The sequence below is a fragment of the Nonomuraea sp. NPDC049709 genome (genome assembly GCF_040674815.1).
In the GTDB taxonomy this organism is placed as follows: domain Bacteria; phylum Actinomycetota; class Actinomycetes; order Streptosporangiales; family Streptosporangiaceae; genus Nonomuraea.
Genome location: NZ_JBFANM010000049.1, coordinates 21,675 through 48,507, shown reverse-complemented (window position 1 = coordinate 48,507; position 26,833 = coordinate 21,675). Strand labels below are relative to the sequence as shown.

Annotated in this window: 28 protein-coding genes and 1 pseudogene; 21 read left to right on the top strand and 8 right to left on the bottom strand. The window is 66.6% G+C overall.

Annotated elements, in window-relative coordinates; genetic code table 11:
• Nucleotides 1-511 precede the first annotated feature (511 nt).
• Entirely contained in the window at nucleotides 512-937 is a 426-nt protein-coding gene (locus tag AB0J69_RS39215) for a GNAT family N-acetyltransferase (protein WP_364128491.1), read from the bottom strand.
• Between the two features lie 72 nt (nucleotides 938-1,009).
• Nucleotides 1,010-1,927 (bottom strand): NADP-dependent oxidoreductase, encoded by a 918-nt coding sequence (locus tag AB0J69_RS39210; RefSeq protein ID WP_364128488.1) that lies wholly within the window; start codon nucleotides 1,925-1,927, stop codon nucleotides 1,010-1,012.
• Between the two features lie 503 nt (nucleotides 1,928-2,430).
• Here AB0J69_RS39210 and lpdA point away from each other — a divergent pair.
• Nucleotides 2,431-3,825, top strand: coding sequence for a dihydrolipoyl dehydrogenase (gene lpdA, locus AB0J69_RS39205; protein ID WP_364128485.1), 1,395 nt, complete (start codon nucleotides 2,431-2,433; stop codon nucleotides 3,823-3,825).
• A gap of 243 nt (nucleotides 3,826-4,068) precedes the next feature.
• Here lpdA and AB0J69_RS39200 read toward each other — a convergent pair whose 3' ends face one another.
• Entirely contained in the window at nucleotides 4,069-4,668 is a 600-nt protein-coding gene (locus AB0J69_RS39200) for a uracil-DNA glycosylase family protein (protein ID WP_364128482.1), read from the bottom strand.
• Nucleotides 4,669-4,994: 326 nt separating this feature from the next.
• Between AB0J69_RS39200 and AB0J69_RS39195 the strand changes: the two genes are divergently transcribed.
• The 4 genes from AB0J69_RS39195 to AB0J69_RS39180 all read left to right on the top strand — a co-directional run bounded on the left by AB0J69_RS39195 (nucleotide 4,995) and on the right by AB0J69_RS39180 (nucleotide 7,312).
• Entirely contained in the window at nucleotides 4,995-5,585 is a 591-nt protein-coding gene (locus tag AB0J69_RS39195) for a sulfite oxidase-like oxidoreductase (protein WP_364128595.1), read from the top strand.
• Nucleotides 5,578-6,399, top strand: coding sequence for an FAD-binding oxidoreductase (locus AB0J69_RS39190; RefSeq protein ID WP_364128479.1), 822 nt, complete (start codon nucleotides 5,578-5,580; stop codon nucleotides 6,397-6,399). The genes AB0J69_RS39195 and AB0J69_RS39190 overlap by 8 nt, the downstream gene beginning before the upstream one ends.
• Nucleotides 6,396-6,716 (top strand): DUF6510 family protein, encoded by a 321-nt coding sequence (locus AB0J69_RS39185; RefSeq protein WP_364128476.1) that lies wholly within the window; start codon nucleotides 6,396-6,398, stop codon nucleotides 6,714-6,716. Before AB0J69_RS39190 ends, AB0J69_RS39185 begins: the two co-directional genes overlap by 4 nt.
• Before the next feature lie 290 nt (nucleotides 6,717-7,006).
• Entirely contained in the window at nucleotides 7,007-7,312 is a 306-nt protein-coding gene (locus AB0J69_RS39180; protein WP_364128474.1) for a DUF427 domain-containing protein, read from the top strand.
• Between the two features lie 859 nt (nucleotides 7,313-8,171).
• Here AB0J69_RS39180 and AB0J69_RS39175 read toward each other — a convergent pair.
• Nucleotides 8,172-8,843 (bottom strand): hypothetical protein, encoded by a 672-nt coding sequence (locus AB0J69_RS39175; RefSeq protein ID WP_364128592.1) that lies wholly within the window; start codon nucleotides 8,841-8,843, stop codon nucleotides 8,172-8,174.
• Between the two features lie 218 nt (nucleotides 8,844-9,061).
• Here AB0J69_RS39175 and AB0J69_RS39170 point away from each other — a divergent pair, with 218 nt between their 5' ends.
• The 3 genes from AB0J69_RS39170 (at nucleotide 9,062) to AB0J69_RS39160 (ending at nucleotide 11,182) form a co-directional block, all read left to right on the top strand.
• Nucleotides 9,062-9,808 (top strand): SDR family oxidoreductase, encoded by a 747-nt coding sequence (locus tag AB0J69_RS39170; RefSeq protein WP_364128471.1) that lies wholly within the window; start codon nucleotides 9,062-9,064, stop codon nucleotides 9,806-9,808.
• A 283-nt stretch (nucleotides 9,809-10,091) separates the two neighbouring features.
• Nucleotides 10,092-10,370 (top strand): hypothetical protein, encoded by a 279-nt coding sequence (locus AB0J69_RS39165; RefSeq protein ID WP_364128468.1) that lies wholly within the window; start codon nucleotides 10,092-10,094, stop codon nucleotides 10,368-10,370.
• Between the two features lie 167 nt (nucleotides 10,371-10,537).
• Complete coding sequence (locus AB0J69_RS39160; protein WP_364128465.1) at nucleotides 10,538-11,182, top strand: sigma-70 family RNA polymerase sigma factor; 645 nt, start codon at nucleotides 10,538-10,540, stop codon at nucleotides 11,180-11,182.
• Nucleotides 11,183-11,763: 581 nt separating this feature from the next.
• Here the strand turns inward: AB0J69_RS39160 and AB0J69_RS39155 are convergent.
• A complete protein-coding gene (locus tag AB0J69_RS39155) occupies nucleotides 11,764-12,351 on the bottom strand; it encodes a GNAT family N-acetyltransferase (protein ID WP_364128462.1) in 588 nt (195 codons plus the stop codon).
• A 272-nt stretch (nucleotides 12,352-12,623) separates the two neighbouring features.
• Between AB0J69_RS39155 and AB0J69_RS39150 the strand changes: the two genes are divergently transcribed.
• From AB0J69_RS39150 to AB0J69_RS39130, 5 genes and pseudogenes are all read left to right on the top strand, one after another.
• Entirely contained in the window at nucleotides 12,624-13,004 is a 381-nt protein-coding gene (locus AB0J69_RS39150) for a nuclear transport factor 2 family protein (RefSeq protein ID WP_364128459.1), read from the top strand.
• Nucleotides 13,005-13,013: 9 nt separating this feature from the next.
• On the top strand, nucleotides 13,014-13,835 hold the full coding sequence (locus AB0J69_RS39145) for an isocitrate lyase/phosphoenolpyruvate mutase family protein (RefSeq protein ID WP_364128456.1): 822 nt from the start codon (nucleotides 13,014-13,016) through the stop codon (nucleotides 13,833-13,835).
• Nucleotides 13,836-13,980: 145 nt separating this feature from the next.
• Nucleotides 13,981-15,282, top strand: coding sequence for an MFS transporter (locus AB0J69_RS39140; RefSeq protein WP_364128453.1), 1,302 nt, complete (start codon nucleotides 13,981-13,983; stop codon nucleotides 15,280-15,282).
• A gap of 215 nt (nucleotides 15,283-15,497) precedes the next feature.
• Complete coding sequence (locus AB0J69_RS39135) at nucleotides 15,498-15,878, top strand: nuclear transport factor 2 family protein (RefSeq protein ID WP_364128450.1); 381 nt, start codon at nucleotides 15,498-15,500, stop codon at nucleotides 15,876-15,878.
• A gap of 99 nt (nucleotides 15,879-15,977) precedes the next feature.
• Nucleotides 15,978-16,475 (top strand): annotated as a pseudogene (locus AB0J69_RS39130) (MFS transporter); the annotation flags it as partial.
• 129 nt (nucleotides 16,476-16,604) lie between these two features.
• Here the strand turns inward: AB0J69_RS39130 and AB0J69_RS39125 are convergent.
• The 3 genes from AB0J69_RS39125 to AB0J69_RS39115 form a co-directional block, all read right to left on the bottom strand.
• Entirely contained in the window at nucleotides 16,605-17,426 is an 822-nt protein-coding gene (locus AB0J69_RS39125) for an alpha/beta hydrolase (RefSeq protein ID WP_364128447.1), read from the bottom strand.
• Nucleotides 17,427-17,445: 19 nt separating this feature from the next.
• Nucleotides 17,446-18,015, bottom strand: coding sequence for a DJ-1/PfpI family protein (locus AB0J69_RS39120; RefSeq protein ID WP_138666282.1), 570 nt, complete (start codon nucleotides 18,013-18,015; stop codon nucleotides 17,446-17,448).
• An 87-nt stretch (nucleotides 18,016-18,102) separates the two neighbouring features.
• On the bottom strand, nucleotides 18,103-18,846 hold the full coding sequence (locus AB0J69_RS39115; RefSeq protein WP_364128443.1) for a GntR family transcriptional regulator: 744 nt from the start codon (nucleotides 18,844-18,846) through the stop codon (nucleotides 18,103-18,105).
• Between the two features lie 461 nt (nucleotides 18,847-19,307).
• On the opposite strand from AB0J69_RS39115, the gene AB0J69_RS39110 reads away from it, so the two are divergent.
• The 8 genes from AB0J69_RS39110 (at nucleotide 19,308) to AB0J69_RS39075 (ending at nucleotide 26,832) form a co-directional block, all read left to right on the top strand.
• The gene (locus AB0J69_RS39110) at nucleotides 19,308-20,654 is read left to right on the top strand and encodes an extracellular solute-binding protein (protein ID WP_364128440.1); all 1,347 of its coding nucleotides are present in this window, start codon (nucleotides 19,308-19,310) and stop codon (nucleotides 20,652-20,654) included.
• 80 nt (nucleotides 20,655-20,734) lie between these two features.
• Entirely contained in the window at nucleotides 20,735-21,601 is an 867-nt protein-coding gene (locus AB0J69_RS39105; protein WP_364128437.1) for a sugar ABC transporter permease, read from the top strand.
• Complete coding sequence (locus AB0J69_RS39100) at nucleotides 21,601-22,512, top strand: carbohydrate ABC transporter permease (protein ID WP_364128434.1); 912 nt, start codon at nucleotides 21,601-21,603, stop codon at nucleotides 22,510-22,512. The genes AB0J69_RS39105 and AB0J69_RS39100 overlap by 1 nt, the downstream gene beginning before the upstream one ends.
• The gene (locus AB0J69_RS39095) at nucleotides 22,512-23,579 is read left to right on the top strand and encodes an ATP-binding cassette domain-containing protein (RefSeq protein ID WP_364128431.1); all 1,068 of its coding nucleotides are present in this window, start codon (nucleotides 22,512-22,514) and stop codon (nucleotides 23,577-23,579) included. Before AB0J69_RS39100 ends, AB0J69_RS39095 begins: the two co-directional genes overlap by 1 nt.
• Nucleotides 23,579-24,655, top strand: a complete 1,077-nt coding sequence (locus tag AB0J69_RS39090; RefSeq protein ID WP_364128428.1) for an ABC transporter ATP-binding protein — start codon at nucleotides 23,579-23,581, stop codon at nucleotides 24,653-24,655. Before AB0J69_RS39095 ends, AB0J69_RS39090 begins: the two co-directional genes overlap by 1 nt.
• 35 nt (nucleotides 24,656-24,690) lie before the next feature.
• Entirely contained in the window at nucleotides 24,691-24,855 is a 165-nt protein-coding gene (locus tag AB0J69_RS39085; RefSeq protein WP_364128615.1) for an FAD-linked oxidase C-terminal domain-containing protein, read from the top strand.
• A 76-nt stretch (nucleotides 24,856-24,931) separates the two neighbouring features.
• Entirely contained in the window at nucleotides 24,932-26,392 is a 1,461-nt protein-coding gene (locus AB0J69_RS39080; RefSeq protein WP_364128589.1) for an NAD-dependent succinate-semialdehyde dehydrogenase, read from the top strand.
• Complete coding sequence (locus AB0J69_RS39075; RefSeq protein WP_364128425.1) at nucleotides 26,389-26,832, top strand: Ldh family oxidoreductase; 444 nt, start codon at nucleotides 26,389-26,391, stop codon at nucleotides 26,830-26,832. Before AB0J69_RS39080 ends, AB0J69_RS39075 begins: the two co-directional genes overlap by 4 nt.
• Nucleotide 26,833: the final 1 nt, after the last annotated feature.

Below are 26,833 nucleotides of genomic sequence, written 5' to 3'. Positions count from 1 at the left end.
CCATGAATGGCTGCCGAGCTGTGCCACGGATGACCGCTCGGCGAGCGGTGGACCGGTCGCGGTCGTCAGCGTTCGTAGCAGCGATTGCGCGTGGCATGGGCCGGCGTGCCTGCGGCCGTTGCCGAAGAGCGTAGGAACGGCGGTGATGCTCACGGTGTCGGCGCCGAGCATGTCGGTCGGCACCCGGCCGGTGACCTCGGCCGAGATGAGGTTCTTCTCGAGCTGCTTGAGGTCAAGGGCCAGGTCGTGGGCGATCCGGATGGTGCCGGAGGGCCGCTGTTCGTCGGAGACCGCGCGCGAAGTCGAAGAATCTGCCCAGCGTCGCCGCGGTCTCGGGTGCCTCCGCGCCTGCGAGGGCGTTGGGCCGGATCCGCGCGGGCGGGATGCGGCGCCATACGTTGGCGGAGCCGGTCTCCCGGTTCGTCGCGAGCACGAAGGCGATCCATCCCGCAGCCCTGCTCACGACGTCACCTCTACGCCGCCGACCGTCAACGGCCCGCAGTAGCCAAGGTCATCGGTGGCCTTTGGCTACTCCGGGGTGCTCGGGGTCGACAAGGTCGGTGTACTCGGGGTTGTGCTCGATGAAGGCGCGTACGACCGGGCACATGATGGTGACCGTCTTGCCCTGCGCGCGCACGTCGTCGAGGACGCGTCTGATGAGCTCGGTGGCGATGCCCTGTTTGCGGTACTCGGGGAACACCGAGGTCGCCAGCAGTACGAGCCGGTCGTCGCCGGCGACGTTGTAGGGCAGCCCGGCGATCTCGCGGTCGTCGAGGATGGCCTCGTAGATGCCGGCCTTCTCGTCATTGACAACCGCGAAGTCGAACGCGGGAGCATGGGGATCGTCGATCACCTCGTCGATGAGGACGGCCTGGTCCTCACCGAGGGTGTCTTTCCCCTCGGGGTACTCGGAGGCGTAGCGGGTTGGGTCGGTCATGGGATGCCCATTCGTTGATCATTCGTTCGCCGGCCGGGGCCGCTCATACGTGTTCTTGGGGTGCCGAGTCCTTCAGGGGCGAACGCGAATGATCGTCTTTCCCTTGATCCGCTCAGTCGGGTTGAAGGCGGCGACGGCATCGTCGAGGGTCGCCACGTTGCCGATGTTCGTGCGCAGCCGACCGTCCCGGACCCGCTGGACGATCTCACCCAGTTGCGCGCGATCGGCCTCGACCACGAAGTCGACCGCCAGACCCTCGGCCGGCTGCGCCTCGGGCGGGCCGGCGATGGTCACCAGCATTCCGCCGGCGCGGACCAGGCCCGCGGACCGCCTGGAGATGTCGCCGCCGATCACGTCGAAGACCAGGTCGACTCCGCCGACGTCTTCCAGAATGTCGTTGTCCAGGTCGACGAATTCCTGCGCGCCGAAGTCGAGCGCCGTCTGACGGTCGGCGGCGCGTCCGGTGCCGATGACGTAGGCGCCGGCCTCTTTGGCGAGCTGAGTCACCATCGAACCGACCCCACCGGCCGCACCATGCACGAGAACGCTCTGCCCCACCTCGAAGCGGCCGTGCACGAACAGTCCCTGCCACGCGGTCAGGCCCGAGATCGGCAGGCTCGCTCCCACCGTGAAGTCGACGTCGCCCGGCAGCGGCGCGAGGTTACGCGCCTCGACGGCCACGAACTCGGCAAGGGTGCCGTCACGAGTCCATTCTGCGAGCCCGAACACCCGCTGTCCCACCGACAGCCCCCTCGTGCCATAGCCGAGCGCGGTGACCACCCCGGCCACCTCGTGGCCGGGGATCGACGGTGTGCGGTCCCCGCCAAGGCGATCGGTCCAGGTTCCGGGCCACGTCAGCTCACCGGGGGTGAATCCCGACGCATGAACCTCAACCAGAACATCGTTCCCCGTCGCCTCCGGCTCAGGCCGTTCCGCCAGCGTCATCCCGGCCGTTCCCGCCGCCTCGTCCGTCACCACAATGGCCTTCATCGGTACGCCTCTCCCTGTATCAGTCGCTCGCCGACACGAAACTTCGGCTCTTCCCCTTGGTGGCGCCAGACGTCGTTGTCTTACCCGGTTGAGCGGAACGATCTGCGACGGGGAACGCGGCCCCGCTGCGGTGCATTCGAGGCCAGGCGTCGCTGAAGCTCCGACTGCCCTTCGGTGGCCCGGCTGGTGGCTCGAAGGCTCGGCGGGTGGCCGGGTTCGCTCGGATCGGTACAGGAGCCGGATGGTGGTGCGGCACTCTGATGCCGCTGATCGTCGCGTCTGGACCGGTCGGTTGCGGCACGTCGCCGGTGAGGCATCAGACGTCCACCCGGCGGGCGTATCGCATGCTGGGCGACGAGAGGGGGTGGTGACCTCGGGCGATCAGCCGTGCGGAGTCATCGGTCGCCGACCGTATGGAAGAGCTGCCGTTCGATGCATCGAGAGATCCCCGTCGTGGACCGGCGTGACGTATGGTGCGAACGAGGCGGTCTAGGCTCTAGCTCGTGACCCATTTCGATGTCCTTGTCCTCGGTGCCGGCCCGGGGGGATACGTCGCCGCCATCCGCGCTGCGCAGCTCGGCAAGTCGGTCGCCGTCGTCGAGGAGAAGTATTGGGGCGGTGTCTGCCTCAATGTCGGCTGCATTCCGTCCAAGGCGTTGCTGCGCAACGCGGAGATCGCCCACATCATCACCCAGGAGAAGGACACCTTCGGCATCACGGGTGAGGCGAGCATGGACTTCGCCGTCACCCACAAGCGCAGCCGCGGTGTCGCCGAGGCGAGCGCCAAGGGCGTGCACTATCTGATGAAGAAGAACAAGATCACTGAGATCGATGGCTGGGGCACCCTCACCGGCCCCACGTCGATCGACGTGGTCAACGACTCTCAGACCTCGTCCTACACCTTCGACAATTTGATCATCGCCGTGGGTGCCACGGTGCGGCTGGTTCCGGGGGTCACGCTCTCCGAGAACGTGGTCACCTATGAGGAGCAGATCCTCACCGACCGCCTGCCGAAGTCGATCGTCATCGGCGGTTCGGGCGCGATAGGGGTGGAGTTCGCCTACGTGCTCAAGAACTTCGGGGTCGACGTCACCATCGTGGAGTTCCTGGACCGAATGGTGCCGACCGAGGACGCCGATGTGTCCAAGGAACTGCTCCGCGCCTACAAGAAGCTGGGCGTCAAGGTGCTGCTGTCCACGGCGGTCAAGGGTGTCCAGGACACCGGCTCCGGCGTGCGGGTGACGGTGGCCCCGTCCGCCGGCGGCGATGAGCGGCTGATCGAGGCTGACAAGTTCCTGGCAGCCTTCGGCTTCGCGCCGCGGACGCAGGGCTTCGGCCTGGAGGCCGCCGGCATCGCGCTCACCGACCGTGGTGCGATCGCGGTCGATGCTCGCGGTCGCACCAACGTCGAGGGCGTCTATGCGATCGGTGACTGCACCGGCAAGCTGATGCTCGCTCACACCGCCGAGGCGATGGGCGTGGTCGCCGCGGAGACGATCGCCGGCACGGAGACCATGGAGATCGACTTCGACATGATCCCGCGGGCGACGTTCTGCCGGCCGCAGATCGCCTCCTTCGGATACTCCGAGGCCCAGGCGAAGGAGAAGGGATACGACGTCAAGGTCGCGCAGTTCCCCTTCTCCGCCAACGGCAAGGCCCGTGGGATGGCGGAAGGCGTCGGATTCGTCAAGGTCGTCGCCGACGCGACGCACAACGAGTTGCTCGGCGCGCACATGATCGGCCCGGAGGTCACCGAGCTGCTACCGGCGTTGACGCTGGCCCAGCAGTGGGACCTTACGGCCGACGAGGTGGCCCGCAACATCTTCGCTCACCCGACACTGTCGGAGGCGATGAAGGAAGCCGTCGAAGGCATCGCCGGCCACATGATCAACCTCTAGCCGTCTCCGCACCACAGCCCCATCTTGCCCTCAAGCAGGTGGGGCTCTGTGCGTGATCGACAGGGATGGGGATGTCCGTCCCCGAGGTGAGGAGACTGCTGCTCTGGGCGCGGGCGAGGTCTGCGGCCGTCTACGGCATCCACGGCCACGCACAGAGCTGCCCGAAGACCGCCGAGCATGCGGCGGCTTTCGACCGCACGGGTCCGAGACGGCCCGGGTGAACTCGCGGCCCAGGGTCAGCCGTTACGCCAGGGCCGCTCGCACGCACTGACGTAGCTGGGGGAGGACCTCTGCCTCAAACCAGGGGTTCTTCGCGAGCCATCGGAAGTTGAGCGGCGACGGATGCACCAGCGGCAGCACTGCCGGGAGAAAGTCCGCGAACCGTCGGACTGCCGCCGTGAGCGACTCACGAGTGCCCAGGTAGTGCTGTTGCGCATAACTGCCGATGAGCAGTGTCAGCTGAATGCGGGGCATCGCCTGGAGGATCCGCGGGTGCCAGCGGGCTGCGAAGTCCCGGCGCGGTGGAAGGTCGCCGTGTCGCCCCTTGCCGGGGTAGTAGAAGTCCATCGGTAGGAGAGCGAAGCGTGATGGGTCGCGGAACGTTGTCTCGTCGATTCCGAGCCAGTCGATGAGACGGGCTCCACTTGCGTCGTTCCACGGGATGCCGGACTCCTGTGCCTTGCGTCCGGGCGCCTGTCCCACAATCGCAATGCGTGCCGCGGTGTCGGCAACGTATATCGGCTGGTAGTTCGCCGCTGCAGCCCAGGCGTTGTCGGGATCCGCAGCGATCTCGGAGCGAATCCGCTCAAGGTCGGATGCTGTTGATGACATGCTTTCCCTCATCGTGCCGCGGCATGCTGGCCAAGGCGTTGATCGACGGCCCGCTTCTCTGGCCACCTTGCCAGAACCTGGTCTATGTAGTCCAATTGCGGCGACTCGGCGCGCTCGCGACGGCCCTCTCGTGGTTGATCGGGTCGAGAGAGACTTGTGGCCTTACTGTCGCGGAAGAGCGCATGCGCGCGACGGGCTGCGTGCGCGTTGACACCGTCTACGGCAGGACCTTATGTTGGACTAAATCGTCCATGTTAGGGTCGCTGTCGCCATCGACCCCAACCGTGAGACGCCCACCACTAGAGACCGTTGAGTCTGGAAGAGAGCACAGGGTGACAATCTCCCGTGGCTTCTTCGGCCATCACGATCCGCGTGCCGTCGATCTGCCGCCCGGTCAGCATCTGACCCACGGATTCCCCGTGCTGACGGCTGGGCCGACACAGCTGATCTCGACGGAGGTGTGGAGCTTCACCATCACGCCTGAGAGCGGCAAGCCGAGGCGGTGGAGTTGGAACGAGATGATGGCCTTGCCCTCCGAGGAGATCAACGTCGATATCCACTGCGTGACCCGGTGGACGAAGCTCGGGACCCACTGGCGGGGCGTGGCGCTCGACACCTTCTTCGAGGAGGTCGAGACCAGCAACGAATATGCGATGGTGCATTCGTACGGGGGCTACACCACGAACCTCCCGTTGGAGGACCTTGTCGGGGGCAAGGCCTGGATCGTGTACGAGTACGAGGGAGAGCCGCTTCACGTCGAGCACGGTGGCCCGGCCAGGCTACTGGTGCCGCATCTCTACTTCTGGAAGTCCGCGAAGTGGGTGAACGGCATCACAATGCAGCGCTCCGACGAACCGGGCTTCTGGGAAGGCTTCGGCTATCACAACTACGGGAACCCATGGCGCGAGGAGCGCTACGCCGGTGACTGACACGAATACGACCGAGGGTCAGGCCGACAGCTCTGCAGGGGAGACTCCGCCAGCAGGGAATCACTGGCGCAAAGCAACGCTCATCGGTCTGCACCCGCAGTCCTGGCATTCCCAGACACTCGCTCTAGACGTCCCCGGCTGGACCGGACATCTGCCCGGTCAGCACGTAGACATACGTCTCACAGCCGCGGACGGCTACTCGGCCCAGCGGAGCTACTCGCTGGCGGAGCCTGCCGCGCCCAACCGCGTCGCCGTCACCGTCGACCTCCTGCCCCACGGAGAGGTCTCGCCATACCTGGTGGAGAGCATGGAGCTCGGTGACGAGCTCGACGTGCGCGGGCCCATCGGTGGATGGTTCGTCTGGGAGCCGGGGGACCCGTCCATCGGGGACGGCCCGGTACTCCTGATCGCCGGCGGATCAGGGGTGGTGCCGCTGGTCACCATGCTGCGAGCCCGGAAGCGAGCAGGGGATTCGACGCCGACGATGCTCGTGTATTCGCTTCGCGGCCCTCGCGACCTCATGTACGGGCCTGAACTGGAAGAGATGTCGGCCGATCTGTCCGCGCCAGGGTCCGCCGAAGTGCGCCTCGTCTACACGCGCAAGGTTCCCGACGGGCACCCCCGTCCCGCCTCACACCTCGCGATGGAGGACATCAAACCTCCGTCCGCGTGGCCGGAGCCCTTGGCGGTCCGGGTCTACGTGTGCGGCTCCTCTGGCTTCGTTGACCACGCCGCAGGCCTGCTCCACAAGGCGGGATACCCCGACGATCGCATACGCACGGAACGATTCGGACCAACAGGAGTTGATCGATGACCTCAGATCTCTCGCCCCCGGCCGCGCCCGATGGCGGTGCCGGGTCAGGCGCGGTCTTGGACGGCAACGCCGCTGCCGGCGATTTCGCCGGGATCCTCGCAGGCGACCCGACCACCGCCACGGTCCGCTGCGGTAGCTGCGGCGCCACACAAGCATTCGGACAACTGTCGGCATACCTGGGCGGACCGGGAACTGTGCTGCGCTGTCGCCAGTGTGAGGCGATGCTCGCCCGAGTGGCCAGGACACCACAGGGCACGTGGCTCGACCTCTCGGGCTCCAGCTCATGGTTGTTTGTGCCCACCCCAGATTCCGCCTGACCGCGACCGCCGGGCGGCCAACCCGATGGGCTCACCCCTCATCCGTCCGGCTGTGCGTTCTCAAGACATGGGTAAGAGGGAGAGCCCGTTCCGGCACGAACGTCTAGCTATGCGCGCAAGCTGACTCTGGCTCCCAACTCGAACGCCCGGGAACGGTGCCGCCGCCTCCGCCGGTGGCCTCGACTTGGAAGGGCCCCTTGAGGGGTACGGGGTAGGTGCTTGCTGTGCCCACCCTGGGCCGGTCACGAGGGCGGATGCGGCCAGGTAAAGGTTCGATGAGGGGAAACGGAATGAAGGCAGTGGTCGGGGAGACCGTCGTGGCCGAGGCCGCGAACGAGGCGGTTGTCAGGATGGAGGGAAATGTCTACTTCCCGCCGGACTCGGTTGTGGCCGGCGTGCTCCGCGACAGCCCCACGCCCTACACCTGTCCCTGGAAGGGAAGGGCGCAGTATCACGACGTCCTGGTCGGCGAGACGGTGCTGAATGACGGGGCTTGGTCCTACCCGGACGTCAACGAGTCGGCGGCGGCCCGTGTAGGCCGCGACTTCAGTGGCTATGTCGCTTTCGACGGGCGCCAGGTCCGGATCGAGACCTGACCGAACACGACGATGACCGAACAGCGCATGCGACAGAGGAACCTCCAAGATCTCATCCAGGAGATCCTCGCGCCGCCTGTGAAGGCCGAGATCTTCTTGACCGTGACACGGTCAACGGTGGTTGCGAAGAGCGAGCGCGCGAGTCTCTGTTGAACGTCGCGGGGTTGGCTCGAAGGCATATGGTGGGCTGCGTGGCGTTCGCACTCCTCGGCACACGCGATGACGGTGGCCAGGCAGGCGCTGACGACCGATCGGATCACCACCAGATCGTGCCGCTGTTTGTCGCGTCAACAACTTGACGGTCGCGTCACACATGTCGGCACAGTCGAGGCCGGTTCGGAAGCACTTGACGAGCTCCGAGCTGTCGCTCTCAGCCATGCACGCATCACTGCAGGGCTGTACACACGAGGGAACACTTCAGGCAAGCGCTGATGCAAGTGGTGAGGAGATCTTGTCGCACCTCGATCGTCGAGTCCGGGTAGCTCTCCAACATTGCCGTAACCACCGAAGTCATTTCGCTTGACTCCCCTTCCCATCTCACGATCGGGGTGAGCACCACCCCTTCGGCCGGTTGGCTTGTCCGTCTACAGCGCCTCCCGATAGAGGTCTTACGCGGATCGAGAAGAGGGATGAGAGGGTCCGCGGCACGTAAGGACGGACACCGCATCACCCAGCAGGGCGGGACACGACCGCGGTCTCCGAGCCGACCTTGGTGGCCGACGCCTGTCACCTTGGCACTGGGTCTCCGACGCGACACACGCGGGAACCCCCCGATGATTGGGCCGTATTCTAGATATGGACTATGGGGTCCACTAAGGGGGTCGTCCTGCGCCAGATCGACTCGGTCGCGCGCACCAAGTCAGCGATGCGCAGGAAGAACGACAGGGTGCAGCTCCCACACGTAACCCCACAGGTACGACGTGGCATACGATCGATACGGTTGCCACGGCCCACCCCGCTGCTCCGCGGCCTTCGGCGTGATCACGCTGTCCAGTTGATCGAGTGCGGTGATCGCTTTGCGCACAGTAAGGTCACCGGCCGGGAAGATGTCTGGTCTGCGCAGGTAATGCAGCATGAACCGTTGCACGGACGATGGACCGATACCGGGTACGGCCACGAGCTCGGCCTGGATTTCGGCATCCGTCATGGTCACGAGTTTGTCCAGCTCCAGCAGACCGTCATCCACGCGTTCGGCGAGTGCACGGATCGTCCTGGCTTTCTGGTGAGACAACCCGACGTCGCGCAGGGTCTGTTCGTCGGTCGAGACGACACGCTCTGCAGTGATGGCGCCGCCGAATTGCGCGACCAGTCGATGGTAGATCGCCAGGCTGGATGCTCTGCTGAGCTGCCGCGAGGTGACGGCGAAGGAGAACCATTCGAGCGGACTGCCCACCGTAACGGGCAGATGCGCGTCGTAGGCATCGATCGGTCCAGTCGACTGCACCCACCGGGCGAGTGAGTCGTCGAGCGAGCCCAAGTGCTCAGCAGCTGCATGCTGCTCCTTGGTCGCACGCTTTCCCGTACGGGTCATGGTCACGGCACCAGCCTGGCAAACTTGGACGCTATAGTCCAGTAGAGGTTTGTACTCTGGACGGACCGGCTAGGCATCTTGGTACACGATGAGGGCAGGAAACTGTCTCGCCAGCCTGCGAGCTCAGTGACTGCCGGCAAGTTCTCCTGCACGCCTGGCACCTACGCGATGCCATTGGGCTGTCCAGCCGAGCCAACAACGAGGATGGAGTGATTGTCATGTCGGCACGTACAGCCCTGATCACGGGCGGCACCAGCGGAATCGGGAAGGCGGCCGCGCGGACTCTGCACGAGCGCGGTTACCGCGTCGCTGTCACCGGACATCGTCAGGAGAGCGTCGCTCGGGCGCGGGAGGAGTTGCCCGACGATGTCCTGGTCTTGCAAGCTGACGCACGGTCCCTCTCGGACACTGACCGGGTCGTGTCCGAAGTCGGAGCGCAATTCGGCAATCTGACCACGCTGTTCCTGAACGCCGGCGTGAACCATCCGATGACGCTGGAGGCTTGGGACGAAGCCGCGTACGACGATGTGTTCGCCGTCAACACCAAGGGAGTGTTCTTCACCCTGGTCAAGGCGTTGCCGCTGCTGTCCGACGGTGCTTCGGTCATTGTCACCGTGGGGATCGGAGCAACGCGCAGCCTGACCGGTAGCAGCGTCGCTGCCGGGTCCCACGGCGCGATGCTGGCCATGATCCCGACTCTGGCCCTCGAGCTCGCGCCGCGCCGCATCCGCATCAACGCCGTCAGCCCGGGAATGACCGACACCCCGATGACGCGGGCCTCGATCCGGACGGAAACCGAAGACGTCGCAGGGACGATGACGGCGATGGCCGAGCGCAACCCGTTCGGCCGCCTCGGGACGCCAGAAGACGTCGCCGGGACGGTCGCTTTTCTGGCTTCGGACGATGCTGCGTACGTCACCGGGCAAGAGATCGTCGTGTCCGGGGGCGCAGGCTTGGCCATCTGACCGAATCGTCACAAATTGGCAGACCCGTTTCTGCCGGCATTCGGCGCTGCCGCGCGATGCAGAATGTGGCGCCACCGCGCCCAAGGGTTCGCCAGGGCAGGCCGCTCCACCTGGCATTTCTGTCCGCCGCGGTCTCGCTCGGCGCTGTGTTCATCGCATCGGCCGCACCAATCCCGCTGTTCAACAACTACCGTGCCGAGGACGGATCCAGCAACGCCGAGACATCTCGTTGAATCGCCTCGGGTTCGGTGGAGACTTCCATCAAAGCCGGGGCGGTTCACGCGTGGACAACAAAGCGCACAACGCATCCGGCGATCAGCGGAATGATCACTGGGCTCGACTGGACGCCTTTCTCCAGACCGATCCGCGCGACGCGGGCTGTGACGAAGCCATGGCGATGCTGGACGTCTACGCGGAGCTGCTTGCTGCGGGCAACGACCCGAGCGAGCGGTTCCCGGACATCCATGCACACCTTCTGGCCTGCGGTCCATGCGCCCAGGGCTTGGAAGGCCTGCTGTCGGCGCTCACAGGGCCGGCCTCATCTCGCCCGGGCCTGTCGTAGCCGAACAAACCGGACTATAAGGTCCGCAAGATACGGCGATCTTGCAGGATAGCGCGCATTTGTATGGACTATATCGTCCAGTATACGGTGGGGGCGGAGACGTGGTGTCGGGAGCGACTCGACCAGCGCGTACACGGCTTGTGCTGCTCTGACGAAAGAGGTTTGCGGTGGACGACGCGGAGGTCGATCAAGAGAATCGCCGATGGGTGCAGGATCTCGCCGCCGTAGGCCCACGGAGAGAGGCGACATGCGCCGAGTTGTATCCCTTGCTGCTCCGCGTCGCGCATTCTGAGGCTCGTCGACGCGCCTCCCTCCTCAAGCTGGACGGCCCGGAACTCGAAGACATCGCCCACCAGGCCGCCGCTGACGCGCTGATGGCTGTCACCGAGCGGTTGGACAAATTTCGGGGTGAGGCGCGGTTCACCACGTGGGCGAGCAAGTTCGCGATCCTCAACGTGGCCACGAAGATGAACCGCCACTTCTGGCGTCGCCACGAGATCCCCTACGAACAAGAGGATTGGTCCAAGCTCGCTTCTCGGTTCGACGTCGGCCCCGAGGGTGAGGCGCAGGTCCGGGAATTCGTGGCCGCCGTCTCTGCTGCGGTGAACGAGAACCTGTCCGATCGCCAGCGGCTTGTGTTCGTTGCGACGGTCCTCAACGGCATGCCGATGGATGTTCTGGCCGACGAACTGGGCTCGACGCACAATGCGCTGTACAAGGTGCTCTTCGACGCCAGGAAGAAGCTCCGTATCGCGCTGGTGGCCGATGGCTACCTGCCCGAGGCACCGGCACCTGCGATTCGGTCGGTCTGAGGGTCGCCTGCTTCGGACGCGAGGCCTCCATCGGTGCCATCGGGCGACTCGCGCCAGAGGGGGTCATCGGGTTGGGGTCGATATCCGGAGTGAACACGCGGCGTCTCCATCGCCAAGCCGGTACAGGTTGCGCAGCATGGCCAGGTGATCAGCCGGCCCGCCTTGGGCTTCTTCGGCCGAACGCCTACATCTCCATGGTCGAGGCAGCCGAGAACGTCGCTGACAGATACGGCCTCACCCGCGAGGAGATCGACGCGTTCGCACCACCATTCTGAACAGGCTCGTGACACCGATGGATCACGCCCGTAGTCGTCGCCGGCGATGCCACGGTTGCGGGAGTCAGGGGTTGCGCCGTTGGCCGGGATCGACGGTGCCTGCGTGGTGTCCGGCCTGATGGACACCACGGTTTGGGCGAAGACCAGGGTCATCGCGGCTGCAGGTATCGCTCCCGACGAGATCGGCGTGTGGGAGGTCCGTGAAGCGCGTGGGAGTGAAACGCTCGCCACGGCGTTCTCGGTCTGTGCCTGCTCAGGGCAGGGATGTAGCCATCTCACTGGAGAACGACCAGGCGTGAAGCGGGATCAGCGTTCGACGGGGCCCGGCTCTAGCGCGGAGGTGTCCAGGTCGCCCTTGCGGAGCCGGAAGACCTGAAGACGCAGATCGTAGTACTTCTCCGTTTCTCCGACCCACTCCATCCCGATGCGACGGGCGGCGCGCGTACCGCGATCGTTCTTGGGCCGTACGACGGCGAAGACCTCTTCCTCGCCGTTGCTGAAGGCGTAGTGGGCCAGAGCGTGAGCCGCCTCGGCCCCCAGCCCGCGGCCCCACGCCCAGGGAGCGAGCTGGTAGCCCAGCTCCAGGTCGTCGTCCTCCGGCGGCAGCGGAAGGATCTGCCCCGAGCCGGCGACACGCCCGCTCTCGGTCTCTTCGATCACCCACCGGCCACTCGGACGCCCTTCGGATCCCAGGGGTGCGGCGATCCATCTGGTGATCACCGCCCGCATTTGGTCGAGATCGTTGACGCGATCCATGGCCGGGGCCAGCCACCGGGAGACCTCCGCGCTGCCGTAGATGTCGAGCGCCTCCGCTGCGTCTGCTTGATGCCACGGACGCAGCCGCAACCGTGGTGTGCTGATGGTCGAGCCGACGATGGTGACCTCGTGAGACAACGCTGCTCCTCGACGGGGGACAGGACACGCCCAACAGGGGCGATCAGGGGTTGATTACACTACGCCGGATCGGACGAAGTCGTCCATCCAAGCTCCGGAGTCAAGCTTCTTCGGCTCCTGCTCTCAACGCTTGCCTAGTGGTGTCGGGGTAACCTACTTTGGACTCTATAGTCCTATTAGTGGACGCCGGCCAGGCCGGGGGGCGCGTAGACGGCGCGGAAACGACGACCCAGCCGCGGTGAACGCCGAATCGCATGAAGAAGGAGCGAGAGATGAACGACGCCAAGTCGTCGGCCGAAGATCTGGCGATCCTCGAGCAGCTCAACCTTGACTACAACCGTTCGGACCAGGCCGGCGATGCCAAGCGCCTCGGTGAATTCCTCGCTGGGGATTTCATCGTGCAGACACCGGGTGTCACCCGCAATCGTGAGGAGTACCTCGAGGACATCGCCAAGCCCCGACCCTTCAAGGATCAAGTTCTGCACGAAGTCAAGATCCGAATCCTCGGCGATGTCGCGCTGATCCACGGCAGGGTGACGTACACCATGATCGCCGATGGGGTGGAGCACGACGCGCTGTACACGGACGTGTACCAGAAGCGTGAGGGCGTCTGGCTCTGCGTCTCCGCCTGCGCGATCGCCCCGGGCGCCTGACCCGCCGCCATGTCAGACGTTGCGGTCCAGAAGCGCTACGAACAGTTCGCCGGACTCCACCGTGGCTCCGGCACGTTCATCATGCCCAACGCATGGGACGGCCCCTCGGCCCTGCTTTTCAAGGAGGCCGGGTTCAAGTCCATCGCGACCTCTTCAGCGGTCCTCGCCGCGACCCTGGGCCGGCTCGACGGCATCCACGCCGTCAGCCGAGATGAGCACCTGAACCATGCCGCCCTGCTCACGTCCGTGAGCGGCCTGCCGATCAACGGCGACTTCGAGGACGGCTACGGCGAGACTCCCAAGGATGTTCGGGCCACTGTCGACGCTGCCGTCGCCCGCGGTCTCGCCGGCATCGGAGTCGAGGACACCACTGGTGACCCCTCCAGCCCGATTCGTGACTTCGACGACGCGGTTCGCCGCATCGAGGCCGCCGCCGCGGCCGCGCACGGACGGATCGTCCTGACTGGTCGGACGGACAACTTCCTGTGGGGAATTTCCGACCTCGATGACACGATCCGCCGCCTCTCCGCCTACGCGGAGGCAGGAGCTGACGTCCTCTACGCGCCGAGCCTGCCGGACCTGGCCTCCATCAGCGCAGTCGTCAGGGCCGTCGCTCCCAAGCCGGTCAACGTCCTCGTCGGTCCCCAAGACGCGGTTACCCTCGCGGACCTCCAGACAGTCGGTGTCCGCCGGATCAGCCTCGGGGTCGACCCCTACACGCACGCTCTCGGAGCAACACAGGCGGCTGCGGCGAAGCTCGCGAAGGGAGACCTGACGGCACTCGCATCAGATCTCAACTTCGGCCACATCATCGACCTCATCAAGGGCTGACACGGCCGCGCCGCCCTGCACTTGGCGCATCGGGCCAGATCTCGACGTGAGCTGTTCTGGCCGCCCGCGGGGGTCGTGCAGATACGCCGTGGCGCGCTAACCGAGCAGAGTCCGGTCAGAAGCATGCGATTAGCCAGGAGAACACATGCTCGAAAACGAAGAGCCGACGCTGACGCACCACGCACCGCAGATGCGCGTGGTCACGGCATCCTCGTGCACCGCGGCCGTCCGCGTCCCGGCCCAGTCTGCAGCCGCCCGTGCTGCCGCCGCTGGTGCGGAGCCCGGTAGCAGGCGGGGCTGGGCGTCCGTCGGTGCGGTCGCGCTCGGCGCGTTCGTCATCGTCATGACGGAGACGCTGCCCGTGGGGCTGCTGCCGGAGATCGCCGACGGGCTGCATGTCCCGCTCGGCCTCGCAGGGCTGATGGTGCTCGTGCCGGGCTTCAGCGCGGCGGTGTCGGCGCCGCTGTTCTTCCTCGGCTCCGGCCGATTCAACAGGCGCTCGGTCATCGTCGTCCTGGGCCTGACGGTGCTGGTGTCGAACGCGGCCGTCGCGGTGGCGCCGGACTTCGTCCTGGTGCTGATCGCCCGTATGATCTTCGGCGCCACTCTCGGGGCCTTCTGGACCGTGGTCTCACCGGTCGGGCCCAAGCTGGTGGGCCCGGCCGGCGGCACTCGCGCCATCACCGTCATCGCGGCCGGTATTTCGGGTGGGACGGTGGTGGGGCTGCCTGCGGGGCAGTTCCTCGGCAACCTCGTCGGCTGGCGTCTCACTTTCGCCATTGCGGCGGCGGCGACGCTGCTCGTCGTGGTCGTGCAGGCAGCCGTGCTGCCGGGTATTCCGCCGGACGGGCGAACGCACCTGCGTGATCTCGCGGGAGTCGTGACGCGGCGGGCCGCCCGGTTCGGGATGGCAGCGGGCGCGATGGTGTTCATCGGACAGTTCGCCGCCTGGACCTATGTCACCCCGTTCCTGATGGACCACACGCATCTGTCCAGCGGCGTGATCTCCCTGCTGTACGTCATCTACGGCATCGGTGGCATCGTCGGCTCACTCGTCGCTGGATCGCTGTTCAAGCGCGGAGTGATCGGCAGCTTCGCCGGGGCGGCGGCGGTAGTGGCCGCCCTGCTCATCGCGCTGGCGAGCGTGGGCGCCATACCTTGGGCTGCCGGCCTGTTGCTCGTGCTGTGGGGCTTGTTCTGGGGAATCGTGAACCCGGGAACGCTGGTCTGGATACTCGACGCGGCCCCGGAATCCCCGGAGGCCGCATCGGCGGTGAATGTGACGAACCTTCAGGTAGCCCTGGCGGCAGGGTCCGGCCTCGGCGCGATCCTGGTCTCGTCGACAACCTTGCAGACGGTGTTCTTCACGGCGGGCTTCATCGTCCTGGCCTCCGCCGTACTCGCCGTGGTGGCGGGGCGGGTCGTAACACTCGTCCGGAGGGGATGAGGAGACCGGAGCGAGGCAGGGGGCTCACACCGCCCTCGGCGTCATCCCGCGCCGACCGCCAAGGGCCGGCGGCGCGAGGGCCTCGACGAACGAGCGAGATCGCGACAGTGAAGGTAAGACGGCGCCGCGATCCGACACCAATCAATCAGACCATGACGCGGTTCTTTGTGCCCATCTACAACGAGCACCGAACCGCACAGAGCAGGAGCAAGAAGATGAACGACACCAAGCAGTCGGCCGAAGACCTGGCGATTCTCGAGCAACTCAACAACGATTACGTCCACTCCGACCAGTTCAACGATGTCAGGCGCTTCAGCGAGTTCCTTGCCGAGGACTTCATCGTGCAGCTTCCGGGAATCACCCGTAACCGTGCCGAGTTCCTCGACTACATCGCCAAGCCGCGCCCCTTCAAGGATCTCGCCGTGCACGACGTCAACATCCGCATCCTCAGCGACGTCGCTCTGATCCACGGCCGGAGCACCTACACCATGCTCGCGGATGGAGCGAAGCAGGAAGCTCTGTATACGGACACGTACCAGAAGCGTGAGGGGACCTGGGTCTGTGTCTCCGCCTGCGCGATCGCTCCGGGCGCCTGACGGCGCCCGCGAAGCTGCTGGTCACGACGCGGCAACAAGCCGAGACCGTACGGTGAGCCCGCCCCCCATGATCCTCTCCGGCACGCCCGGCTCCGGACGATGGAACACCTCCCGAGGACTCATCCGAGGAGGCTAACCGCACGATCTCGGCTACGTCGCCGTGCGCCCCCCGAAGCCTCCGGAAGCGCCGGCATGGTCCAGAACCAAGAGGAAGACGGCTCGATGCAAGACGTGACCCCAGCGACCAGCCTGGGCAGCCGGGACAGAACGCTCCGGCCGGCGTTCGTTTCCGCGGTGGTCTCCCTGGTGGCCGTGTTCGCCGCGGTGGGCTCGACGATCCCTCTGTTCAACGTTTACCGAGCCGAGGACGGGCTCACTAACGCCGGCATCTCACTGACCGTCGTCGCCTACTCCGCCGCTACCCTCAGCACCCTGCTGGTGCTGGGACGAGTGTCCAATCATGTGGGCCGGCGGCCCACCGCGATCGCCAGCCTCGGACTGCTCGTACTGGGTTGTCTGCTGCTTTTGAACGTGCACGACATCGGCATCCTGATCGCCGGCCGATTTTTGATGGGTCTTGGCGCCGGGCTGGCAGCAGCAGCCTCACCGCCTACATCGTCGACGCCGCACCGGCCAGGCCGACCTGGCTGGCCTCCGTCGCCTCCAGCCAGACAGTCATGCTCGGCCTCGCCGTCGGTGCCACGGGCTGCGGACCTGTCGCAGCAATCAGGGACCTCGTTCCCGGCCGAGGAAGCACGACAGGAGTCGCCGGAAGTCCTGCGGGTGTTCGAGCGCCGGCACGTGCCCGCATCGGCCGAGCACGTACAGACGGACATCGGCCAGGTGTTCGAGCAGGGGCAGGGCTGCCGTTTCGAGCGGGGTGACTCGGTCCTCGGCGCCGTGGACGAGCAGCACGGGCGCGCGGATCCCCGCCAGCGTTCGCGCCGAGAGGGTGAGGTCGTCGGCCCAACGTGCCCTAGGTGGAGGGAACAACGACGCGAATGCGGCCGCCCCCGCTCGCATCGCGGCTGCACGGGCAGCGACGGCCGACTCGGTCACGAGCGCTTGGTCGAGGACGAGGCGACTCAACATGTCTCGTGCCCCGAGCGGGTCGGCGGCGGCGGCCCAGACTGCGTCGAGCTCGGCGGACAGCGGCGCCCCGGGGGCGCCCATCGTCGAGACCGCCACGACACGGGTGACCTGCTGGGGACGCGCGGCCGCCAACGCCAGCGCCACGGCACCGCCCATGGAGTGGCCCACCACGGCGTAGTGCTCGACACCGAGAGCATCCATCAGGCCCGCGGCCTGCTCCGTCCACAGCCGGAGCCCACCCCTGGAGTCGGCCGGGATCGGTGTACGGCCGAACCCCGCCTGGTCAGGAGCCACCAGGTGCCAGGACGTGCCCAGCGCCTGTGCCGTCGTTGCCCAGGCTCCGGATCCGGTCGTACCGGGTCCGGAGCCGTGCAGCATCAGCACCGCGGGCCCGGTGCCGCTCTCCAGGACGTGGACGGGGGAGCCGTCGACTGTGACGGTCCGAAGTGCCGTCACCGGGACAGGCCAGGTGTGCTCATGCCGATGCGGAGTTGATGGACTTCGAGAACACCTCCATCATCGCCCTGCCGAATTGCGGCATGTCGGGCCACCCCCGGCAGGAGACGAGGTTGCCGTCCACGACGTCGGGAGCGTCGATGACCGTCGCGCCCGCGTTCTCCATGTCACCGGTGATGGGGGGGAAGCACGCCGTTTTTCGCCCCTTCAGCAGCCCGTACACAGCTGGCACCTGCGCGCCGTGGCACACCAGCGCGATCGGGAGGTTGCGCGCGAAGAAGTGCTCGGTGATGCGCCTGACGTCGGCGTCGACCCGGATCCACTCGGGGGCACGTCCCCCAGGGATGATGAGGGCGTCATAGCGCTCGACGTCGACCTCGGCCCAGGGCACGTCGACCGGCAACTTTCGGCCGTTCTTCTCCACGTATGCGTCGGAGTTGGGGTCGAACTCGTGGATGACCAGCTGAACGTCACGCATCGTCCGTGACGAGACGTCAACGTCCCAGCCGCCCTCCTGCACGCGATAGTAGGGATACATGGTGTCGAGCTCCTCGGCGGCGTCGCCGGTCAGGAGCAGCGCTCTGGGCACCTGCTTCTCCTCGCATCTGGGGCGGGTGAGGTGGATCCAATCCGATCCGATCGGATTGGGTTAGCATTCCTCGGCCCAGCCCGCCCGTCAAGCCTCCACCGCCATTCCGTCCGCGCCCTCGGCCTCGTCGAACAATCGTCGGAACCGCTCGCCGGACAGCAGGATGTGCCGACGCATGGCGTAGGCGGCGGCGTCGGGGTCACGCGCGGCGATCGCGGCCAGAACTTCTTCGTGCTCGGCCATGGCCAAGTGAGTGACCTGGGTGTCGTGGAGAAGCCGGAACAGGTGCACGTGCGTGTGCAGGCGAGCGAGCGCTTCGCGGATGACCTGGTTCTCCGCGCTCAGGGCGACGAGATCGTGAAAAGCGGCGTCGCGTAGCCCGAAGGCGCCATAGGCCATGAGCCCGTCGCCCCCCTCCAGCTCCGCCATCTCCTCCAGCATTCGTCGCAGACCGGCCACCTGCTTCAAGGATGCGCGTTCGGCGGATCTGCGCGCCGCTGCCGGCTCGAGGAGCAGGCGGACCTCAAGCATGTCCTCGAATCGGTGACGGGTGATCTGGGGGGGAATGCGATAGCCGGCATGGGGCACACGCACGACCAGGCCCTCGGCCTCCATGCGGTTCAGAGCGTCTCGGATCGGCGTCTGTGAGACCCCCAGCTCTCGCGCCAGGACGTCGATCGTGACGCGGGAGCCAGGCTCGATCCGTAGCGACATCATCTGTCCGAGCAGCGTGTCGTACACCTCGTCGGCAAGCCGGCCGCGAGATCTTCCCGGCGGCGTTCCGCCCGTCATGGCCCCACGGCGCCGCGCGATCATCGCTTCGTCGTCCATCGTGACGTGAGGTCCTTTCTTGCGTCTTCGGGAACCTGTTGACATCGGTCGCAACACTGCGGGATGTTGACGCTCCCACTCGGATCGTATAGGAAAGGTGACGGATGCCAGCCATCCTTCACCCATCGGGGAACCGCTCGCCATCGCTCCGCTTCGATCAGTTGGAGCTCCCATGAGCATGCTCGACGTCTTATTCGGTTCGCCACCGGGCCGCACCAGGACCGAAGGACTTCTCGACTGCTCGAAGCCCCATTGCATCGCGGCGTACTCGTGACGCCGGTCTGCGGGTCAGCCCCTGCGACAGCCGGCAACACGCCTGAACAAGCCAGCAACTGCTCGGCGAAGCACGCAGCAAGGCTCCAGAAGTCCCCACCCAGAAAGCAGGCAAGAAGATGCGGTATCCAAAGCGAATAGGACGATTGTCCGTTCCCGGGCGAAAGGTGCAGCTGGCGACGGCGGCCATGTTAGTGGCCACGGCCGTGGCGGCTTGCGGCGGCCAGGACGACAGCGCCCCCAAGGCACCGGCGACCATCCCGGAGCTCACCAAGGATCCGCTGACCCTCAGCTTCATCTGGTTCGACTGGCCCCCCGCCCACGCGCTGGAAGCCTTCGCGAACGCGGAGTACACCAAGGAGCGGTCGAACGTGACCATCAAGGTCAAGACCGTGCCGAACGCGAACTGGCACGACGCGATGTTCACCCAGTTCGCCGCACACAAGACCGACTTCGACATCCCGATCCTGGACTCGCAACACATCGGCGAGGCCGTGACGAACGGCAACATCCTCGACATCACCGACTTCGTCAAGAAGAACATCGACGTCAAGGCCTACAACCCGTACCTCCTGGCGGCCTACGGCCAGTTCCCCCAGGCGGAGACCGGGAAGCGCGACGAAAACGCCAGCCTGTACGGACTGCCGCTGCTCGGCGACACCTGGACGATGATCTACCGCAAGGACCTGATCGGCGACAAGCCACCACAGACCTGGGACCAGATGATCTCAGTCGCCGAGAAGTGCCAGGCGGACCACCCTGGCGTCAGCGGGCTGGCTTTCCACCAGGCCAACGGCTCCGACGCCGCGGCCGTAACCTACAACACGGTCAACGGCGTCTACGGCGGCAACCTCTGGGACCCCAAGACGCGCAAGATCGACGGCGTCCTCAACGACACTGCGGGCCAGGAGGCGATGGACGTCCTGGTCAACAAGATGAAGCCGCTGACCGCCAAGGGCTCCGGCAACTGGTTCATCGACGAGGTGAACGCGGCGGTCGCCCAGGGCAAGGCATGCATCGCGTTCAACTGGATCGCCGCGAGCGGCGGCCTGCTTGACCCGAAGCAGTCGACGCTCGGCACCACGCGGGAGCAGATTCTCGACAAGCTGGGCTTTGCCACCCTGCCGAGCCAGAAGACGAACCTGGTGCCCCTCGGCGGCATGGGGATGCACGTGTCGGCCTACTCGCCCAAGGCGAACCAGGCGGAGGCCCTGAACTTCATGAAGTGGTTCGAGCAGGCTGACATCCAGAAGAAGTGGGCCGCGGCCGGTGGCGTGCCATCGCGTACGGACGCCCTGGAGTCGCCCGAGTTCCTCAATGCCCAGCCGTTCAACCAGGTGTACACCGACTCGGTTCCGCGGATGCGGGACATGTGGAACGTGCCCGAGTACGCGCGCCTCGTCGACATTGAGAACACCAACGTGAACGCGGCTCTCAACGGCGCGAAGACGCCGAAGGATGCGCTCGACGACATCGCCAAGGAGCAGCAGGGCGTGCTCAACTCCAGCAGCCGCAAGGGCGGCGGCGGACTGTGAGTGACTCCGCCCCTCTGACGACCGACCACCCCGGGCAGGTGGCGTCTGCGACGCCGCCTGCACCGGGTCGGTCCCGCCGCTTGAGCGATCGCGGGCTCGCCGTGGCCTTCATCTCCCCCGCGCTGCTGCTGTTGCTCGCGATGTCGGTGTTCCCGTTGCTGTGGGCGTTGTACCTGTCTTTCACCGACTACTCGGCCACTCGCGGGGGGCCCGCCCAGTTCATCTGGTTCGAGAACTACACCGCCATCGTGACTTCGGCGCAGGTCCACCTGAGGGCCTTGACGACGTTGATCTACGTGTTCGGCGCGGTCGCCCTGCAGACCGTGCTCGGTTTCGCCATCGCCTACCTGATCTCACGGCGCACGCACGGGCGAGGACTGCTGACCACTCTGTTCCTGGTTCCGATGATGTTGTCGCCGGTCGTGGTCGGGCTGTTCTGGCGATTCATGCTCGACGCGCAATTCGGCGTGATCAACAGCGTGCTCGGCTCGCTCGGCCTGGGGCAGGTGGAGTGGCTCACCCGGCAGCGAACGGCACTGATTTCCCTGATCCTGGTCGACACCTGGCAATGGACGCCGTTCATCATGCTCATCGCACTTGCGGGCCTTACCGCGGTTCCCAGGTACTTGTACGAGGCCGCCTCGATCGATCGGGCGTCCGAGTGGTTCCAGTTCCGCACCATCACTCTTCCGCTGGTGTGGCCGCTGCTCCTCATCGCCGTGTTGTTCAGGGCCATCGAGGCCTTCCGGCTGTTCGACCTCGTCTACATCCTCACCAGCGGAGGTCCGGGGGTCTCCACCGAGACGTTGTCGTTCCACGTCTACAAGGTCGCGTTCCTGGGCTTCAACACCGGAACCGCCTCGGCGTACGGGATCCTCATGGTCCTCGTCGTCATCGTCCTTACGCAGCTCTACCTGCGCTACTTGAACAAGCTCAAGGAGGACTGATGGCCCTCTCCGTTGACGAGGCCGTGTCCACAGGTCCTGGCCGGGATCACACGCCCCCCGCGCGCCGCTTCGGCGGCAGGGGCCGCTCCGTGCTGGAGGTCGCGCTGCTGACCGTGCTGGCCGTCGTGATGCTCTTTCCGGTGCTGTGGATGATCGAGACGTCCATCAAGGAGAACCGGGACGTCTACGCCATCCCGGCCAAGTTCTTCGACTTCAAGGTCACTATGGACCATTTCAAGGACGTGTTCGTCGCCTCCGGCGGCGGTCGTTCGACCTTGTCCGTCTCGTTCCTCAACTCCGTCGTGGTCGCCGGGGTCTCCACGGCGCTGGCCACCGTGCTGGGGGTCCCGGCGGCCTGGGCCTACTCACGCTTCGCCGTGAAGGCCAAGAAGGACCAACTGTTCTTCATCCTGTCCACCCGCTTCATGCCGCCCGTGGTGGTCGTGATCCCGATCTTCCTCATGTACCGCCAAGTCGGACTCATCGACAGCAAGCTCGGCCTGATCCTCATCTACGCCGCGTTCAACGTCCCGTTCACGATCTGGATGATGAAGGGGTTCGTCGACGAGGTGCCCGCAGAGTACGAGGATGCCGCCATGCTCGACGGCTACACCCGCTTGCAGGCGTTCTGGCGATTCACCCTTCCCCTGCTCCTGCCCGGCATCGCCGCGACGGCGGTCTTCGCACTCATCTTCTCGTGGAACGAGTTCGTGTTCGCCATCTTCCTCACTTCCAGCGACGACGTGCGGACGGCCCCACCTGCCATCGCCGGCCTCATCGGTGGAACCACTGTGGACTGGGGCCTCGTGGCCGCCGCCTCCGTGGTGTTCGCCCTACCGGTGCTCGTCTTCGCCTACCTGGTGCGCAAGCACCTCGTCGCCGGTGTGACGCTCGGGGCGGTGCGACGCTGATGGCGGGCATCGAGGTGACGGCCCTGCACAAGCGCTACCCGGACGGGACGGTCGCAGTTGATCACGTGGACCTGTCCATCGGCGACGGCGAGCTGTTCGTGATGCTCGGCCCTTCGGGTTGCGGCAAGACGACCACGCTGCGGGCCATGGCCGGCCTGGAGAGGCAGACGACGGGCGACATCCGCATCGGCAACACGCTGGTCAACGACCTGCCGCCCGCCGAGCGCGACATCGCCATGGTGTTCCAGTTCTACGCTCTCTACCCGCATCTGAGAACCCGCGACAACCTGGCGTTCCCACTGCGGGCCGAGGGACTGCCCAAGGCGGAGGTGCGCGAGCGGGTCGACGAGGCCGCCCGGTTGATGCGGCTCGGTCCGCTCCTGGACCGGCGACCGCGCCGGCTGTCCGGCGGGGAGCAGCAGCGCGTCGCGCTTGCTCGCGCCCTGGTGCGACGACCGCGCGCATTCCTCATGGACGAACCTCTCACCAATCTGGACGCGGAGCTGAGGGCGGACATGCGCACGGAGATCAAGCACCTGCAGGGGGAGCTGGGGACGACGATGGTCTACGTCACCCACGACCAGGTCGAGGCGATGTCGCTCGGTCACAGAATCGCCATCCTCAACAAGGGCCGCGTCGAGCAGATCGGCACGCCGCTGGAAGTCTACGACCGTCCGGCGAGTCTCTTCTGCGCCGCGTTCATCGGCTCCCCGCCGATGAACCTGATCGAGGTGGAGGTGGCCGACGGGAAGCTGCGCAGTCAGGGCGGACTGGCCCTCACGCCACCGCCGGGCCTGCCGCGCGACCGTCGTCTGGTCGCAGGCGTCCGGCCGGAGGCGCTGGAAGTCACAGAGCCACGGGCGGAACGTTCGGTCCCGGCCCGCGTGGTCTCGGCGGAGTGGCTGGGCGACGAAATCATCTACGTGGTCGACCACGGCGGCCGGCGCGACGTACGGGTTCGGATGCCACCGACTGTCCGTTTCGCCGCTGACGCACCGGTCGGGCTGCGGCACACCGGCGGGACCCCGGCGGTCTACGACGTGAGCACGGAAGAGCTGGTGGCCTGATGGGAACCGTGGCAGTCCACGGGCTGTGCAAGTCCTTCGGTAAAGTCCAGGCCCTGGACGGGGTGACGCTGGACGTACCGGACGGATCGTTCTTCGTCGTGCTCGGACCCTCCGGGGCAGGCAAGACGACGACCCTGCGAGCGATCGCCGGCCTTGAGAAGCTTGACGCCGGGTCGGTGCATCTGGACGGGAGGGACGCGACCGGTGACGCCCCGGCCGCACGCGACCTGGCCATGGTCTTCCAGAACTACGCCCTCTACCCGCGACACACGGCGTACGAGAACATCGCTTCGCCGCTGCGGGCACGCCGCTGTTCTTCGAGCGAGATCGCCGCCGCCGTCGAGCGGATGTCGAGCCTGCTGCACATCGAACGTCTGCTGCAGCGTCGTCCGGCGCAGTTGTCGGGCGGTGAGATGCAGCGTGTCGCCCTGGCCCGGGCACTGGTCCGTCGCCCGCGCGCGTTTCTCATGGACGAGCCGCTGACGAACCTCGACCTCAAGCTCCGCGTCGAGATGCGCACCGAGCTCACCCGCATCCACCGGAGCCTCGGAGCAACCTTCGTCTACGTGACCAACGACCAGGTCGAGGCCCTGTCCATGGCCGACCAGGTCGCGGTCCTCAAGGAGGGGAAGGTGCAACAGGTCGGAACGCCGACCGAGGTGTACGACCGTCCAGCCAACCAGTGGGTCGCGGGATTCGTCGGGAGCCCGCCGATCAGCCTGCTCGCCTGCCACGCCGAGGGAGATCGTCTGGTCGGGGCGGAAGGCTGGACGCTGCCGCGGCCCCGCTGGACCACGGCTGAGGACGGTCGTCCGCTGCTGCTGGGCCTGCGCGCGGAGGACCTGTCCGTCGAGCAGCGTGGGGACGCGTCGTTGTCGGGTGAGCTCTACGGCCTTGAGCCGCTCGGTGACCGAACGGTGGTCGACGTCCGAGTGGGGACGGCGATCCTCAAGGTCAAGGCACGAACCACCGTCACCGGTACGCCGGGCGAGCGGCTGCTTGTCACGGTCGACCTCAACCGTGCGCACCTGTTCGATGCGCGCACCGGGCTGGCGCTGTCCGAGGCCGGGAGGTAATCGCGCAGGGCGGCGACGTCAATATGTGCCGGCACGTGGCGATCGAGCCTCGGCGGACCGTCACCGGTGAGCACGGCCTGACGACGCTGAGGCAGCCATGGCCCGAGAAGGCGATCGGTGGCGCGGGGCGTCGCCCCGCAGCCAGGGCCAAGGCCACATTCGACCCGCTCGGCGACCTCCACCCCGACGAGGTCGTGTGACCCGTTCGTCAACGCGCGTGGCGCGATCGCTGAGGTCACGCTGGACATCACCGAGAACATCACAGGAGGCGACGCAATGAGTGACCCGATGAACGTCCTGGCCCCCGAGCACCGGCGGCTCCGGATTGGCGACGCCTGGCGCGACGCCGCCGGCGGAGCCACCTTTGTCGTCGAGGACCCGGCCACCGGCAAGACCATCGCCGAGGTGGCGGACGCCGACGCTGTTGACGGGCTCGCCGCTCTGGACGTGGCGAGCAAGGCAATGGCGGAGTGGGCGGCGACCCCGCCGCGAAAACGGTCAGAGTTGTTGACCGCGACGTACCGGGCACTGACCGAGCGATCCGAGGAGGTCGCCCGGCTGATAACGCTCGAGATGGGCAAGCCGCTCGCGGAGGCTCGGGGAGAGGTGGCCTACGGCGCCGAGTTCTTCCGTTGGTTCGCCGAGGAGGCGGTGCGCGTCGAGGGGCGCTACAACACCGCTCCCGCTGGTGGATATCGCATCCTCACCGTGCCGAGGCCGGTCGGACCGTGCGTCTTCGTGACGCCCTGGAACTTTCCGTTGGCCATGGGTGCCCGCAAGATCGCTCCTGCGCTGGCGGCGGGCTGCACGACGATCACCAAGCCGGCAGCCCAGACGCCACTCACCATGCTGTTCCTGGCCCGCATCATGGAGGAGGTCGGCGTTCCCCCGGGCGTCGTCAACGTCGTGACGACCAAGCGTGCCGGCGAGGTGGTCTCAGCACTGCTGGCCGACCGTCGGACCCGCAAGCTTTCGTTCACCGGGTCGACCGAGGTCGGGCGCGTGCTGCTACGACAGGCGGCGGACAACGTGCTGCGCACCTCCATGGAACTGGGCGGCAACGCGGCCTTGATCGTGTGTGCCGACGCAGACCTGGACGTCGCGCTCGACGGTGCCATGGTGGCCAAGATGCGCAACATCGGGGAGTCCTGCATCGCGGCCAACCGAATCTACGTCGAGGAGCCGGTGCGCGAGGAGTTCACGGCGCGCTTCGCCAAGCGGATGGGCGCGCTCTCGGTGGGCCATGGTCTCGACGACGGCGTGGACGTCGGGGCGTTGATCGACGAGGCCTCGGTCACCAAGATCGACGAGCTCGTCGCCGACGCGGTCAATCGCGGAGCCCGTGTCTTGGTGGGCGGCGAGCGTCCGGATGGGCCGGGCCACTTCTACCCGCCTACGGTCATCGTCGACGTGCCCGAAGACGCGCGGATGCTGGAGGCGGAGATCTTCGGCCCGGTGGCCCCGATCATCTCGTTCACGTCCGACGACGAGGTGATGGCGAAGGCCAACGACACCGAGCACGGCCTAGCCGGATACGTCTTCACCCGTGACCTCCAGCGGGCGCTCCGGTTCGCCGAGGGGCTGGAGACGGGGATGCTCGGCATCAACCGTGGTCTGATCTCGGACCCGTCAGCTCCGTTCGGAGGTGTGAAGCAGTCCGGGATCGGCAAGGAGGGGTCGCACGAGGGCATCCTTGAGTACCTCGACGTCACCTACGCGGCGATCGACCTCCCGTGACCGGCCTGCTGCTCCCGGTGCCCGCCGAGGGTCACCACGTCCTGTGCGCACATGACCTGACCGGCCTCCACCCGTGGGGCGGGACCCGGGCCATGGCCGCCACGGATCCGCTGGCACCAGGGGACACCGTCGACTCCACCGGTGTGCGCGCCACAGACGCGGCCGCGGCGGTGGATGGGGCGATCAGTCCTTTCGGCGGTCCCAAAGGCTACGCCCTCGGGCTCATGATCGAGGTGCTGGTCGCGACCTTGACTCGTACCGCCCTTGGCGACGATGTCCGCGGGACCCTCGACCCGACTGACCGGCCCACCAAGGGCCACGTCTTCATCGCGATGGACCCCCGAGGGCGGCCCGGGCACGACCGAGTCCGGGAGCCCGGCGCGCGCGCCTGCGCCACCCGGCAGCCAACCTTGCCGACGCCGTCCCGGTCTCGCAGGTGAC